This is a genomic window from Tissierella pigra (assembly GCF_018917845.1).
GTDB classification, from domain to species: domain Bacteria; phylum Bacillota; class Clostridia; order Tissierellales; family Tissierellaceae; genus Tissierella; species Tissierella pigra.
Genome location: NZ_JAHLPJ010000001.1, coordinates 3,407,762 through 3,421,410 on the forward strand (window position 1 = coordinate 3,407,762; position 13,649 = coordinate 3,421,410).

The 13,649-nt window shown below is 31.6% G+C and carries 12 protein-coding genes and 1 tRNA gene; 1 reads left to right on the plus strand and 12 read right to left on the minus strand.

Going from position 1 to position 13,649, the window contains the following annotated elements:
• Nucleotides 1–34: 34 nt before the first annotated feature.
• The 12 genes from KQI41_RS19455 to KQI41_RS16665 form a co-directional block, all read right to left on the minus strand.
• A complete protein-coding gene (locus KQI41_RS19455) occupies nucleotides 35–169 on the minus strand; it encodes a nitrate ABC transporter substrate-binding protein (RefSeq protein ID WP_154442897.1) in 135 nt (44 codons plus the stop codon).
• Nucleotides 170–208: 39 nt separating this feature from the next.
• Entirely contained in the window at nucleotides 209–862 is a 654-nt protein-coding gene (gene saoP, locus KQI41_RS16610) for an ABC transporter permease subunit SaoP (RefSeq protein ID WP_216585751.1), read from the minus strand.
• A 50-nt stretch (nucleotides 863–912) separates the two neighbouring features.
• Complete coding sequence (gene saoA, locus KQI41_RS16615) at nucleotides 913–1,773, minus strand: ABC transporter ATP-binding protein SaoA (RefSeq protein WP_154442898.1); 861 nt, start codon at nucleotides 1,771–1,773, stop codon at nucleotides 913–915.
• 13 nt (nucleotides 1,774–1,786) lie between these two features.
• The gene (gene saoB / locus KQI41_RS16620) at nucleotides 1,787–2,593 is read right to left on the minus strand and encodes an ABC transporter substrate-binding (seleno)protein SaoB (protein ID WP_311144036.1); all 807 of its coding nucleotides are present in this window, start codon (nucleotides 2,591–2,593) and stop codon (nucleotides 1,787–1,789) included.
• Nucleotides 2,594–2,861: 268 nt separating this feature from the next.
• Nucleotides 2,862–4,109, minus strand: coding sequence for a GGDEF domain-containing protein (locus tag KQI41_RS16630; RefSeq protein WP_154442901.1), 1,248 nt, complete (start codon nucleotides 4,107–4,109; stop codon nucleotides 2,862–2,864).
• Between the two features lie 353 nt (nucleotides 4,110–4,462).
• On the minus strand, nucleotides 4,463–5,266 hold the full coding sequence (locus KQI41_RS16635) for a pseudouridine-5'-phosphate glycosidase (protein ID WP_154442902.1): 804 nt from the start codon (nucleotides 5,264–5,266) through the stop codon (nucleotides 4,463–4,465).
• Nucleotides 5,267–5,336: 70 nt separating this feature from the next.
• Nucleotides 5,337–6,263, minus strand: a complete 927-nt coding sequence (locus KQI41_RS16640; protein ID WP_154442903.1) for an ABC transporter permease — start codon at nucleotides 6,261–6,263, stop codon at nucleotides 5,337–5,339.
• Nucleotides 6,257–7,354, minus strand: coding sequence for an ABC transporter permease (locus KQI41_RS16645; protein WP_154442904.1), 1,098 nt, complete (start codon nucleotides 7,352–7,354; stop codon nucleotides 6,257–6,259). The genes KQI41_RS16640 and KQI41_RS16645 overlap by 7 nt, the downstream gene beginning before the upstream one ends.
• Nucleotides 7,344–8,873 (minus strand): ABC transporter ATP-binding protein, encoded by a 1,530-nt coding sequence (locus KQI41_RS16650; protein WP_154442905.1) that lies wholly within the window; start codon nucleotides 8,871–8,873, stop codon nucleotides 7,344–7,346. The genes KQI41_RS16645 and KQI41_RS16650 overlap by 11 nt, the downstream gene beginning before the upstream one ends.
• Nucleotides 8,874–8,938: 65 nt before the next feature.
• Nucleotides 8,939–10,183: a PfkB family carbohydrate kinase gene (locus tag KQI41_RS16655; RefSeq protein WP_154442906.1), complete on the minus strand. Its 1,245-nt coding sequence runs from the start codon at nucleotides 10,181–10,183 to the stop codon at nucleotides 8,939–8,941.
• A gap of 359 nt (nucleotides 10,184–10,542) precedes the next feature.
• Nucleotides 10,543–11,340 carry a zinc transporter ZupT gene (gene zupT / locus KQI41_RS16660; RefSeq protein WP_154443020.1) on the minus strand — a complete coding sequence of 266 codons (798 nt, stop codon included), beginning with the start codon at nucleotides 11,338–11,340 and terminating at the stop codon, nucleotides 10,543–10,545.
• 355 nt (nucleotides 11,341–11,695) lie between these two features.
• Nucleotides 11,696–11,771 (minus strand) — tRNA-Val (locus KQI41_RS16665).
• A 403-nt stretch (nucleotides 11,772–12,174) separates the two neighbouring features.
• On the opposite strand from KQI41_RS16665, the gene KQI41_RS16670 reads away from it, so the two are divergent.
• Nucleotides 12,175–13,626 carry a leucyl aminopeptidase gene (locus KQI41_RS16670; protein WP_216585752.1) on the plus strand — a complete coding sequence of 484 codons (1,452 nt, stop codon included), beginning with the start codon at nucleotides 12,175–12,177 and terminating at the stop codon, nucleotides 13,624–13,626.
• Nucleotides 13,627–13,649: the final 23 nt, after the last annotated feature.

Here is a 13,649-nt window from a genome sequence, read left to right on the forward strand (position 1 = left end):
AAAAACTCCACCAGCTTTTAACTGGCGGATAATTTTAGTTTGCTTTCCATCTAAGTAATATACTTTCAACTAAGAGCATCAATCTATCAATACCAAATCCAATTAAAGCAGCTATAAACATATATGCTATAATGGTATGAGTTTCCATTCTAGATTGAGCTTCTACCATACAGTAGCCGAACCCGGCACTGGTCGCAATGAACTCCGCTCAGATAACTGACATCCAACCCATACCAATTGCCAGTCTCAATCCAGTAATAATTCCTGGCAATGACCCAGGAAGTACAATGTCTTTGATAATATCCATTGTATTTGCACCCATACTTCGTGCTGCATTATAGTAATCCTTACTAATATCTTGAACTCCTGCAATGGTATTTAATATAATGGTAAAAATACCAGTAAATGCAATCATAAAAATGGTAGGTCCATCACCTAAACCAAACCAAATAATAGACAGTGGTACCCATGCCATTATAGGGACTTGTCTCAAAGAATTTATAAAAGGTGCAAATGCTCTCATCATAGTCTTAGAATATCCCATAATCATTCCAATAGGCAATCCAATAATAAACGCATAAAAAGCACCTGTTAAAACACGTCTCATAGTAATACCAATGTTTCTAAGTACATATAAATCTGTAACAGCTCTAAATAAAGCCTCCATCACACTTTTTAAAGAAGGGAAAAGGAATGGTTTATTAACAATATCCGCCGCAATCCACCATATTATACCGATTACTACTAATGCAATTGGAGTATAAATATTAAAATCTTTTCCGTTAAGCTTTCTCCAATTATTTCTATCTTTCATCTTAGTAGCATGTACCATTCTCTTTATGTCTTTTTCTTGTGAATTCAACTATTTTCACCTCCTGTATGTTTCTCTCAAAAGCTATATATTTTCTATTTTTAAATAGCTCCTCCTTGAGCAAAAGACGTTTTTTTACTGTCTTTTTTCTCTGTCTTCTGAATAAACTCTAGTAATTCCTCGTCACCTTGATTTTTCACTTCTCCATTTAATGCAGACCTTAAAATATCAGATAATTCATTAGTATATTGATGATATTTTTCATTCTTTCTATCTCTAGGTCTAGGAAGTTCTATTTTTATATCAGCTAGTATCCTTCCATGATCTCTAGACATGACTATAACTCTATCACTTAAATAAATAGCCTCATCAACATCATGAGTAACCATAAGGGCAGTCTTCTTGCTTCCTAGTAACATTGATTCTAACTGTACTTGAAGCATTTGACGCATTTGAAAGTCAACTGCACCTAGAGGCTCGTCCATTAACAGTATCTGAGGATTACATGCCAAAGCCCTTAATAAAGCAACTCTTTGTTTCATTCCGCCAGATATTTCATGAATATAATAGTTTTCATATTCCTCCAGATGTGCCATAGCTAATAATTCTTTAAGTTTCTCCTGACGTTGCTTTTTTGGTATTCCTTGTTTTTTCATAGGGTATACAATATTTTCCCCTACCTTCTGCCAAGGAAAAAGTGCATAGTTTTGAAATACAAATGCCCTATCTGGTCCTGGCTTATTTACATCCTTTCCATTTACCTGAATATTTCCTCCTTCATGCTTTAGAAATCCTGCAATAATATTTAGTGTTGTTGTCTTTCCACAACCTGATGGTCCTAATAAGGACACAAATTCTCCTTCTTTCACATCAAAGGAAATATCTTGCAATACAGTATTCATGGTTTTCTTATCTCTTCTATTGGAAAAAACCTTAGTAATTCCTTGTACAGATATTGACATATCTTCACCTTTCCTATTCTAAACTTAAAAACTTTATATTTGTATTATCCCAAAATTCCTTTGGCATCCCTATATATTCTTTAAGAGTTTTCACTTTATTAAGTTCCTCTATTGTTTTGTTGTATGCCATTAAAAATTCTTGGAAAACTTTTGTATTTATCACATCTTTTCTCACTATTAAACTATAAGAAATATAATCATCTTCTGAAAGAGAAGCAAATTTAAACCCATGTAATAAGGGAGCCTTACTTATATCTAAAACTGCTCCATCAATTTGTTCTCCTTCTAATGAATAAGCCAAACTAGCAGGTTGTATCTCCACTATCTCATCTATATGATTATAGTTTTTTTTGATTAGCCGATGTAAATGCTCTCTCTTTTGTCCTATACCTAATCTATGTATGTTACTTACGTCACCTTTATAAGCTATGACTTCTCCATTCATAATAACAGGACCATATATTTCAAAATCGGCATTGGCACGAACCAAATGTAAAGCCATGTGATTACAATAAAATGCCATATCAATTTCATCTGAGCTCAAGGCCCATTGTGCAGTATTACTTCAACAGTCCTTAAAGGTAAAATCCAGTAGAATATCTTCATTTTTCTCTGTAGTATGAAGATTATCTATATTCATTTCTTGACTGGTACTGATAATTTGTTCTAAAAGTAATCCAGTCATGTCATCTCCTGAACCAACCCTTAATCTTGTGTCTATCTTTTCTATCTTTCTCTCTCTAGGCATAAATTCAGACAATCCAAATCCTAAAATTACAACTAATATCAAGAAAAAGAATATCTTTTTTGTTATATTCATATAATCATCACTCATATTTTAATTTGTAGGCCATGGATAATGTAGATTAGATATTATCTATATATCGAAAATATAATATCAGACTTTGTTATTTAATAGAATAATTATAGATATTTTTTATGATATTGCTTACTGGTATAGGAAAATATAATCACCTATTCCTAGATATTCCAGACCTCTTAATAACATTTCAAAATATGCTCCATACTAAAAAACTCCACTTATTGACTGATTTAGTCAATAAGTGGAGTAGGTATATAGGTCTTTATTATTTTGAAATAGATACTCTATTTCTTCCATATCTTTTAGATAAGTAAAGAGCATTATCTGCGTCCTTTAAAAGATCATATGGATCCATTTCATTGGTGGGAATAGTACTAGCTATACCAATACTTACAGTTTGATGATTATCTATAGGTGAATATTCATGAATTAGTTTTAGACTATTTACTTCTTCTAAAATCTCATTGGCAACTTTTTCACTTTGATATAAGTCAAGCTGAGGAAATAAAATTACAAACTCATCTCCTCCATATCTACATACATATCCATTAAATGGCTTGGTTCTTCTTTTTAGAACTGAGCCTATGTCTCTTAAAAGAGTATCACCAGCTATATGACCATAGTTATCATTGAACTCCTTAAAATAATCTAAATCTATTAAGGCTAAAGATAGTTCTTCCCTATTTTCCTTAGCATTTCTCCATAGACTTTGAAGTATCTCATTAAATTTTCTTCTATTGAACACACAAGTAAGATCATCTATTTCTGAAATATGCTTTTGACTTTCTAATTGACCACATACAGAATTCATATGTCTATACATGAAAAAGGCTATGGAACCAATTATAAGATTTATAACTATAAACAATACTATAATATTCATATAATTGCTTGATATGCTTTCTAATAGATTTAAAGAAACTTTCAATCCTATTAAACCTACATAATTTCCTTCTGTAGTATAAAAAGGAGCATATGCACATATATGCTCTGACAATTTGGTTTTAAATACCCTATAGCTAGGAATCTTAGTCTTCTCCACTTCTTCAAAGAGATCGTCAGACATACCATATCTGGGACTACCCTTATAATAATCTCCATCTCTAAAATCATTTATCTTAGTCTCAGCTGTATCTAATATATAAATTATATTATTGTTGTCTTTTATTTCTCCCTTATCCAATCTGGCTGTTAGATAAATATGCTTATAATCTAAATTATCCTTTATGGATTTAGCACTATCCTGGAATTTTTGATTTATTTCATTTTTTAACAGTTCTTCAAATGATAGAGATTTTAAATATAGTATATCTTCATCTGTAAGTTCTAGTGAATTTGCTATATATGTAGCTAAAATAGTAACTCTATTGCCTACCTGTTCTTTCACATAATAATTTATTTTATTATTAGAATAAAACATTAAACAAACTAGTGTACAAATCCACAAAATCATAATAGCTTTAAAATATATTTTTATATCATAATATTTGCCCTTACTAGTATGATTAGCCATTTAAGTCATCCTTCCCTTACATTTGATAACTATTGTTTATTAATCATATCATAAAATAGGAATAAAGTCCTATATATTTTCCCATAATTTTACATCACCTAAATCTTTATAATTACCATTACAAATTTCTACTATATATGCTATAATTATGTAACAAAGTATTTTTTATGTTTTAATTATTATACATGCTTATTACTCTCATTATATAAAGACTCCTTTACTCATTAGTCTAATAGCCTAGTGATAACTATGTCATTAAAGTTATTACTAGGCCCTATTATAGGGTTAATAGAATTATATCTTTATATTGATGAAAAATTTTACATATTAAAAAAGGGCTATTTCACAACTGATTAATCAGTTGTGAAATAGTCCTTTTTTCTAGTTAATTCATCTGCCCATATACTATTTTCAATTAATGACCTTAATTGTAGTTCAGAGGATTTTCCATATGACAGTGTATCTATCATGGCATTTGCTGCAGGATGATAGTATTCCCCTCTTTTTTCTGCTTCCTTCCCTGCTGCTTTAGATTTTTCTATTATAGTTAGGTCTTTTAATCTCATTTCATTTGGTATAGGGTTTAATAATAATGTTTGCCCTTTTAAGGGTTGTCCATTATATTTCCCTGTGAATTTAATTGGTCTGTGGGTTACCATAAAACCATCTATAGTATCTGTATCTCTTCCCCATATGCTTACATCATGTTTTAACAGCCATTCAATGGTTCCTTCTATATCTATAACATCCTTTGGTGACGTGGCTATAAGTGTTACATTCATAGTGGCTATGGCAGGTAAATCTGCACATAGTTCTTCTCCTACAATATCTCCAATACCACCCATTCCAGCAGTTACTGCAATATGAATTCCTCTTTCCTTTGCTGCCATCATAGTCCCAGATGCAGTTAATGCACCACTTATACTTTTGTTACATGACTCCATAAAAATATCTCTATCTATACGTATCAATTCCTTTGCACTTTCTCTAAAACTAATAAATTCTTCTATGTCCCCTATTATTACTTCTCCCTTATGAACCCAGGCTATACATCTATGTTTCCATGGCCATAATTCAATAAGTCTTTCATTAGCAATGGATTTTAATCCATGGGTCAATAAAGCCGTTTCTACAAGAAATTTAGTTTCTATATTCATTAAATCTTCACTTCCTTAAATTAATATTATTGGTTCTAAAATTATTCCTCTGTCGTCCTTATCATTCTATCTATTGATTATTTATTGTAGGATTTTTACTAAAGTTCTTCAAACTACTAATTATCAATACTAGAATAACTACTACAAAGGGCATCATCTGCAATAATTGAGTAGGTACTCCAAAGGATGTTAAGGTAAGGGTTATTGCATTGGTATAAGCAAATAATATGCCTATAAATGCGGCTTTTAAAGGATTACCCTTCCCTACAAGTATAGCGGCAAAGGCTAAAAATCCACGACCTGCTGTCATATTTTCAGAAAACATACTTAGACCTGATAAAGGCATATATGCACCTCCTAAGCCAGACATTACCCCCATAATAATTAATGCTATCCATTTATATTTCAATATATTTACTCCAGAGGTTTGTGCCCCTACTTGATTTATTCCAATACCTCTAAGTCTTAAACCAAAGGGAGTTTTATACATAATTATAGCCCCAATAAATATAGAAATATAAGCTATATATACTAATATGATTTGATTATTTAAAATCTTATGGATATATGGAATTGTTCTTAAAATAGGTATATCTATAGATTGGAAATTCACAATTTTAGGACTGTGAAAAAATCCCCTTACCTTAAATACCTTAGTTAATAATAGGGTAGTCATTGCCCATGATCCAAAATTAAGTGCTATACTTACTATCATTGGATTTGCATTAAAATGAAGGACAAATACACCAAAGACTGCAGCAAGAATTACTCCTGCAACAATGGCAAGTAAAGCACCTATATAAGGATTTCCTGATAAATAACTTCCCCATGCAGCAAAAAATGCTGCTGAAAGCATAAAACATTCAAATGCAATACAAAAAGTTCCCGTTTGTTTACTAAATGAACCACCTACACTTGTTAATATAATTGGAGTGCTCAATCGAAATGTAGCTGACCATGTTACGGTTCCAAATAAAATTTTTATTATAGTCAACATATTGAGGATCCTCCTTTACTATTAGTTTTCTTTAATCTTATTTTTTCCTTCCATCTGCTAAATAAATTATCATAATCAATGGAAACAAATAGTACAAATAACATTTGGATTATAATAACTACAAGCCTATTTAATGTAGTCATACGTTCCATATGTAATGCTCCTTGTTTCAAAGCCCCCCATATAATAGAAACGATTATTACTGCAAGGGGATTATTATTTGCTACACGGGTTATCATAATTCCATCCCAACCTAAATTATTACTGAAATTAGGCATAAATCTATAATATGAGCCAGTTACCTCTATACCTCCACCCATTCCAGATATTAATCCCGACATTAGGAAAACCATTATAAATGATTTATTGATATTCACTCCACCCATTCTAGCAAAACTCATATTTTGTCCTATTTGAGTAAACTCATAGCCTTCTAAAGTATATTTATAAATAAATGCTATGAAAAATAAAATTCCCAATGCTATAAAGATTCCTGTATTGGCAGTTGTACCTTTAATAATTGTAGATAATCTAGCAGTATTGAGTATCTGTGGAGTTGTTATAGATGCAGAACCATTGGCAGATTGCTGTCCTCCCATTATTATCCACATAGTTATATATTCAGTTAAATATTTTGCTATGAAATTCAATATTAAGGTGGTTATAAGTTCATTGATTTTAAAATATACTCGCAACAATGCTGGTATTAATGCATATAACATTCCAAGTATAGATGCCGCTAACAGACATGCCATTACATGTAGTCCATGGGGTAATTCTATGGAATATCCAATTATTGCTGCTGACAATGCTCCCATATATAATTGCCCTTCAATACCTAAATTAGAAACTCCCGATTTAAAAGCAACTATAGCCGCTCCTCCAACCATAAGACTAGATATAATCCATCTAATGGTATTGCCAATATTTATTCTATTTCCAAAGGCCCCTTCAAAAATATGTCCTACAGCTTCCAAAGGGCTTTCTCCTTGAATGGCAATCAGAATACTTCCAAATAAAAGCGTCAATATAATGGATATTCCATATCTTAATATTGTTTTCTTAACCTCATGACTAATCTTAAGCTTCATGGATTTCACCGCCTAACATCATAAGACCTATTTGTTCTTCTGTTAATGATCTGCTATTTTTATGTTCAATTATTGAACCATTATACATTACTAATATCCTATCAGAAAGCTGCATTACTTCATTGAGTTCATGGCTAATTAATAAAACTGCCACTCCCTCTTTTGCCATTTGAATTATTCTATTCCATATGAATTCAACTGAACCAATATCAATTCCTCTAGTTGGATCTTCTATAATCAGAAGCTTTTGTTCCTGTAGAAATTCACGTCCCACTAAAAGTTTTTGTATATTACCACCAGAAAGTGTTTTTACTTTATCTTCTGTTGCTTGCACTTTTACCGCATAATCTTTAATTATTTTATTGGTAAATGAATTTATATCTTTATAATCAAGTAAATGTTTAGTCTTAAATCCTTTTGTCCTATGGTATCCCATTATTGCATTTTCCCATATAGTTCCCTCTTTATTAGTGCCTACTGCTGATCTATCTTGGGCAATATAGCCAATTCCTAATTTCCGCCTTTTAGCCACTGTCTCATTTATTATATTTTCTCCATTGAATAGTATTTGTCCTTCTATGTTACCATTTGATAATCCCACTAAGGCTTCTACTAATTCAGTTTGTCCCGAACCTGCTACGCCAGATATACCTAGGATTTCTCCAGCTTGTACGTGGAAACTAGCATTTTTAACTCTTTCTACTCTTGAAGAATCTTTAACTGATAAATTTTCAATCTTTAATATAATCTCTCCAATATTGTATTCTGGTTTTTCAACCTGTAATATTACCTCTCTCCCAACCATAAGCCTAGCTAGTTCTAATTCATTTGTATCCTTAGCCAATAAAGTTCCTGTCACTCGACCATTTTTTAAGACTGTAATATCATCAGCTATTTCTAATACTTCTTTCAATTTATGAGTTATGAGTATTATTGTTTTTCCTTGATCTACTAAAAATCTTATGGCATGAAATAGACTCTCTACTCCTTGAGGAGTTAATACAGAAGTGGGTTCATCTAATATTATAATATCAGCATTTCTATACAAAACCTTTATTATCTCTACTTGCTGCAGTGCAGCAACAGGTAATCCGTCTACTTTTGCATCAATAGAAATATTAAATTCATACTTTTTACAGATTTCTTCAACTTTTCTTCTAGATTCTTTATAATCTATGAAAATTCCCTTTTTCTGTTCAAATCCCATTATTATATTATCCAAAACTGTCATTTCTGGAAAAACCATGAATTCTTGATATACCATTCCTATTCCATGTCTAACTGCATCTAGGGGGTTCTTAAAATTTACCTGCTCCCCACGAAGATATACCTGACCACTATCGGGGCTTTGAATATTTGTTAATATATTCATTAAAGTACTTTTTCCAGCACCATTTTCTCCAATCAGTGCATGTACTGTACCTGACCTAACTTTAAATGTAATATTATCATTGGCCAGTAGATTTTTAAATTTCTTATTGATATTGTGCATTTCCAATACAAATTTTTCTTTATCCATATCTCTATCTCCTTGATATGAAAATATAGGAACGATTAAACGTTCCTATATTTTTAAAAATATTATTAATAATTTAATCTATATTGCTCAAATCCTTCATAAACATCTATTTTATCACTTTTAATATCATCAATTAATTGATTAACTTTTACTAATAAATCTTCTGGGATATTCTTTTCATCTCTTTCATCATAAACAGCACCACCTGAGCTTAGGTCAAAATCCACTGATGTTTCAAATTCTTTTCCTGCTGCATGGTCTTCAGCTAAAGATATAACTGCAATGTCCATAGATTTAACTGCTGACCAGAATACAGCTGGATCTATATCTCCTTGCCAGTCATCAACACCGATAACTTTAATACCTGCTTCAGCACAAGCTGATATTACTCCAGGTCCTCCTAAATATGCACTTTGGTATATAATGTCTACATCGTTATTTTGAATCATTGTCTTAGCTGTCTCTTGTCCCTTAACCGGATCAAATGGGTCTCCTGTAAATGCAGAAATTACAGTTTTTCCATTGTTAGCATAGTTAACACCTGTGGTATCTATAGCTTCTACAGAATAGGCATCTCTATGAATAAAATCTTTAGTATATCGCCATAATACCCCTTCATCTCCAGCAGTACAGATTACCCCTTGTGGAACAGGATATTTTTTGAAAAACATTTCTACCCCTTTATGATAATCCACTTCACCAGTCATTTCAAAATAGCCTTCTCGTCCACTGGAAAATACAGTAGAAAGGCTAATCATTTCTTCTATCTCTTCAATGGTAATACCACATGTCTTCATAAAACTTGGAGTACACTGCATATTATATATAACAGGAATTCCCTTTTCTTTAGCCAACTTTCCCAGATAAATCGATGCACGAGATGAAAACATATCTGTATAAAATACATCAATTCCCTCCAATATATCTTCTGGAAGTTCTTCTGGCTGCAAGTTTGCTACCGAATCTCCCATGTTTGCAATTATACAATGTTTTCCACCTGGAGCAGTTATAATAAATGTATGTAAAGTTGATCCACCTGGTTTAGTAACTAAAAAACGATCATCAACACCATCTTCAACCAAAGTCCTTCGGAATTCATCTCCATATTTGTCGTCCCCAATTTTCCCAGTTTGATAAGTGTCTATACCATAACGAGCCAATGCTACTGAAAGGTTAGCAGCACTCCCTCCAGGTACAAGTCTTTCAGAATCTATAAAACCAAATCCATCTTCCTTTGGTAATTCTCTTGTTTCTAATATAATATCCATTGCCACTGTGCCAAGGGAAAGCACTTTCTTCTTTTGTTCCATTCAATATCCACCTTTCTTTGTCAAACTAATTTTAAATCTATCAAACTCTTATTATTGATTAAAGCATTATTATGAGATTTAATAATTCCCATTGTTGTTATAGTTAATCTTAATACAGATACAAAATATTCATCTATACAGATAATCTATTTACTACTCTTTACATTAGAATGATTTATGATAACAGACATTATAGCAACAATATATATTTTCAAAAGAACTTAAAATAAAGGGGTTTAAATAAGATTGGAAGCTTGATTTAAATCGAAAGATAAAAATTGCCAGAAGAACAGTTCTTCTGGCAATTTTTATAAAAAACAAAATATCCGTCTATGACAAGGAATGTTCATACCACTTATCTAGTGATGATGGAATATACTCATGGCTATTGCCATAACCAACATTCCTGCTATGGCACCGTATACTGAAATATGGTGATCCTCGTATTTTTGTGAAGAAGGTAACAATTCATCTAAAGATACAAATATCATAATTCCTGCTATTATAGAAAATAGAATACCAAACAGTGTATCACTAAAGAATTTAGATAAAAACAAATATCCAGCAATAGCACCTAAAGGCTGACATAGTCCTACAAATAACGAGTATAGAAATGATTTAGCTTTACTTCCTGTTGAATAATATACAGGCACAGATATGGCTATACCTAAAGGTATATTGTGTAATACTATGGCTACAGCTATGGGAATTGCCACAGATATGTCTTTTAGTCCAGTTGTAAATAGTGCCAATCCTTCTGGAAGATTATGTATGGCTATGGCTACAGCTGACATCAGCCCTAGTTTAGATAGATGTTCTTCACATCCGTGATGATGACTGTGGTCATGATGATGGCTATGACCTCCAAATAAGTGAATTACCTTTTCCATGAATGCAGTTATTAACATTCCTCCAAAGAAACCACCTAAGGCTACAAATTTTCCATGTTCTCCTAAATTATTTTCCATCAACTCTATTCCTTCTGGTAAAATTGACATAAAGGATACATAAATCATAATTCCTGCTGAAAAACTTAGGGATAGTGATAAAAATCTTTTATTGGTTTTATTTACAAGAAAAGAAAGTAAACTACCTACTGCCATAGTTAGCCCTACTATTGTTGTAAGTCCAAAGGATAATAATACTTCTTTTGCCATTTTGATTTCCTCCATTGATTAAATATATCTTGATTATACCCCTTATAATAAGGTATTCATTCATAGTTACTGAAGATTTAACAAGTAATGCCAGAAGACTAGCTTCTGGCAATTTATATAACTAAAGATGTTATTACAGGTATAATTATTCCAATAAAAAATGATATTATTAGTAAATAAATTACAACCTTAGTAAATTTACTTTGCCTCATACCCACACCCCCAATATTATAATTATACCTTAATTATGTGATTTAGACTATTTATTTTTTGAAAAATACAATACTCTATGCTATATCTAAAGTTCAAAAACACCTAGATATTATAAATATTATCTAGGTGTTTTGTTATTATATGGTGGGCAAGATAGGACTCGAACCTACGACTTTTTGCTTGTCGAGCAAACACTCTCCCAGCTGAGTTACTCACCCATTGGATTATATGATAACATAAGGCATTAAACTATGCAATCCAAATTTAAAAATAATTGTTTGTGTAAATGTTACTATTCACAATAACTCTGAAAAATAATAAAAATCCACACTCACTGTTTCGGACACGAATAATTCTATAGCTCATTCCAGCTAAAAATCCTACAGTTTGCAAACTCGCTACGCTCAAACAGTGCAAACTGCTTAACGGCTTTTCATCTTGCATTCACTAAGAATTAAATCGTGTCCTGCAAATGTTCCCTTAGTATTTTTATTATTTTTCTTATCCAGTGTGATTATTAACAACTATATTTTATATTTTCCTACTTTATTATGTTTTTCTTTGATATACTAATTATATGGATAATCAACATAAATCATAATAAAAAAAGGGGTGTTATATTTGAAAATATTAATAGGTAAAAGTGGAGAAGTGGAAATTGTTCCAGTATTTAAAAATGCAGATAATGTAAGTAAGGCAGCTGAATTATATAGCTATCTAAAAGAAAGAGACTTATGGAAAGGTAATTGTGGTGAAGTTTATTCAGATATATCACATAAAGGAAGTAATATAGTATTGTTAGGTTTAGGGGAAGAAGAAAAACTTAGTCTTGATTCTCTAAGGAAAGCTTTTTTCAATTTAGGTAAAGAATTGATGAAACTAAAAGTGGAGTCAGCATTTATAACTGTACCTAAATTTGAAAACCTTTGCTATAGAAAAACCAATATGAGTATAGCAGAAGGACTTTTACAATCAGAGTATTCCTTTGAAAAATACTTATCTGAAAAGAAAACTAAACTTACAGTTAAAGAATTCTATCTTGATGTTTTAGAAGATAAGAAAGACAAGGTAGAAGAAGGAATAGAAGAAATCAATAATATAGTAGAAGGTATATTCTTAACAAGAGACTTAGTAAATGAACCTGCAATAGTTATGACACCTAAGGAATTGGCAAATAGGGCTAAGGAAGAATTATCTCCTCTTGGAGTTGAAGTAGAAGTATTAGGTCAAGAAAAAATAGAAGAACTTGGTATGGAAGCGTTTTTAGCTGTATCAAAAGGCTCTGCCAATGAGCCACAGTTTATTATTATGAAATGGAACGGAGATAAAAATTCAGAAGAAAAACTTGCTTTAGTAGGAAAGGGTTTAACATATGATTCAGGTGGATACTGTATTAAACCAGCAGATAGTATGGTAACTATGCACACTGATATGGCTGGTTCTGGTGCTGTTATTGGAACTATGAAATCCATTGCTAAATCTAAATTAAATAAAAATGTAGTAGCAATTGTTGCTGCTTGTGAAAACTTGATTTCTGGTGAAGCTTATAAAACTGGAGATATAATAGGTTCTATGGCTGGTAAGACTATTGAAGTATTAAATACAGATGCCGAAGGTAGATTAACTTTAGCCGATGCACTATATTATGCTGCAACTGTTGAGAAAGCTACTAAAATAGTAGATGTAGCAACGCTTACTGGTGCTTGTATCATAGCTTTAGGTAGTGTAAATACTGGTGCCATAACTAATAATGAGGAATTTATGTCTGAAGTAGAAGAAGCTGCTAAAAAAGCTGGAGAGCCTGTATGGCAACTTCCATCAAATGATGAATATAGAGAACTTATAAAAGGCACTTTTGGAGATTTGAAGAATATAGGTGGTAGAGGAGCAGGTACTATAACTGCTGGACTTTTCCTAGAAGAATTTGTAAATGATATTCCTTGGGTTCATTTAGATATAGCTGGAACATCATATATATCTAAAGGAACTGGATACCTACCAACAGGTGCTACTGGAGTCCCAGTAAAAACCTTATATAATTTAGTCAAGAATTGTAATTGTAAACATAACTAAAAAAACTTATTTAATATTGCCAA

Excerpts from the sequence above, each read along its gene's own strand:
- KQI41_RS19455 (WP_154442897.1), bottom strand. The coding sequence starts at position 169 with ATGGTAGAAGCTCAATCTAGAATGGAAACTCATACCATTATAGCATAT.
- saoA (WP_154442898.1), bottom strand. The coding sequence starts at position 1,773 with ATGTCAATATCTGTACAAGGAATTACTAAGGTTTTTTCCAATAGAAGA.
- KQI41_RS16630 (WP_154442901.1), bottom strand. The coding sequence starts at position 4,109 with ATGGCTAATCATACTAGTAAGGGCAAATATTATGATATAAAAATATAT.
- KQI41_RS16635 (WP_154442902.1), bottom strand. The coding sequence starts at position 5,266 with ATGAATATAGAAACTAAATTTCTTGTAGAAACGGCTTTATTGACCCAT.
- KQI41_RS16640 (WP_154442903.1), bottom strand. The coding sequence starts at position 6,263 with ATGTTGACTATAATAAAAATTTTATTTGGAACCGTAACATGGTCAGCT.
- KQI41_RS16645 (WP_154442904.1), bottom strand. The coding sequence starts at position 7,354 with ATGAAGCTTAAGATTAGTCATGAGGTTAAGAAAACAATATTAAGATAT.
- KQI41_RS16650 (WP_154442905.1), bottom strand. The coding sequence starts at position 8,873 with ATGGATAAAGAAAAATTTGTATTGGAAATGCACAATATCAATAAGAAA.
- KQI41_RS16655 (WP_154442906.1), bottom strand. The coding sequence starts at position 10,183 with ATGGAACAAAAGAAGAAAGTGCTTTCCCTTGGCACAGTGGCAATGGAT.
- zupT (WP_154443020.1), bottom strand. The coding sequence starts at position 11,340 with ATGGCAAAAGAAGTATTATTATCCTTTGGACTTACAACAATAGTAGGG.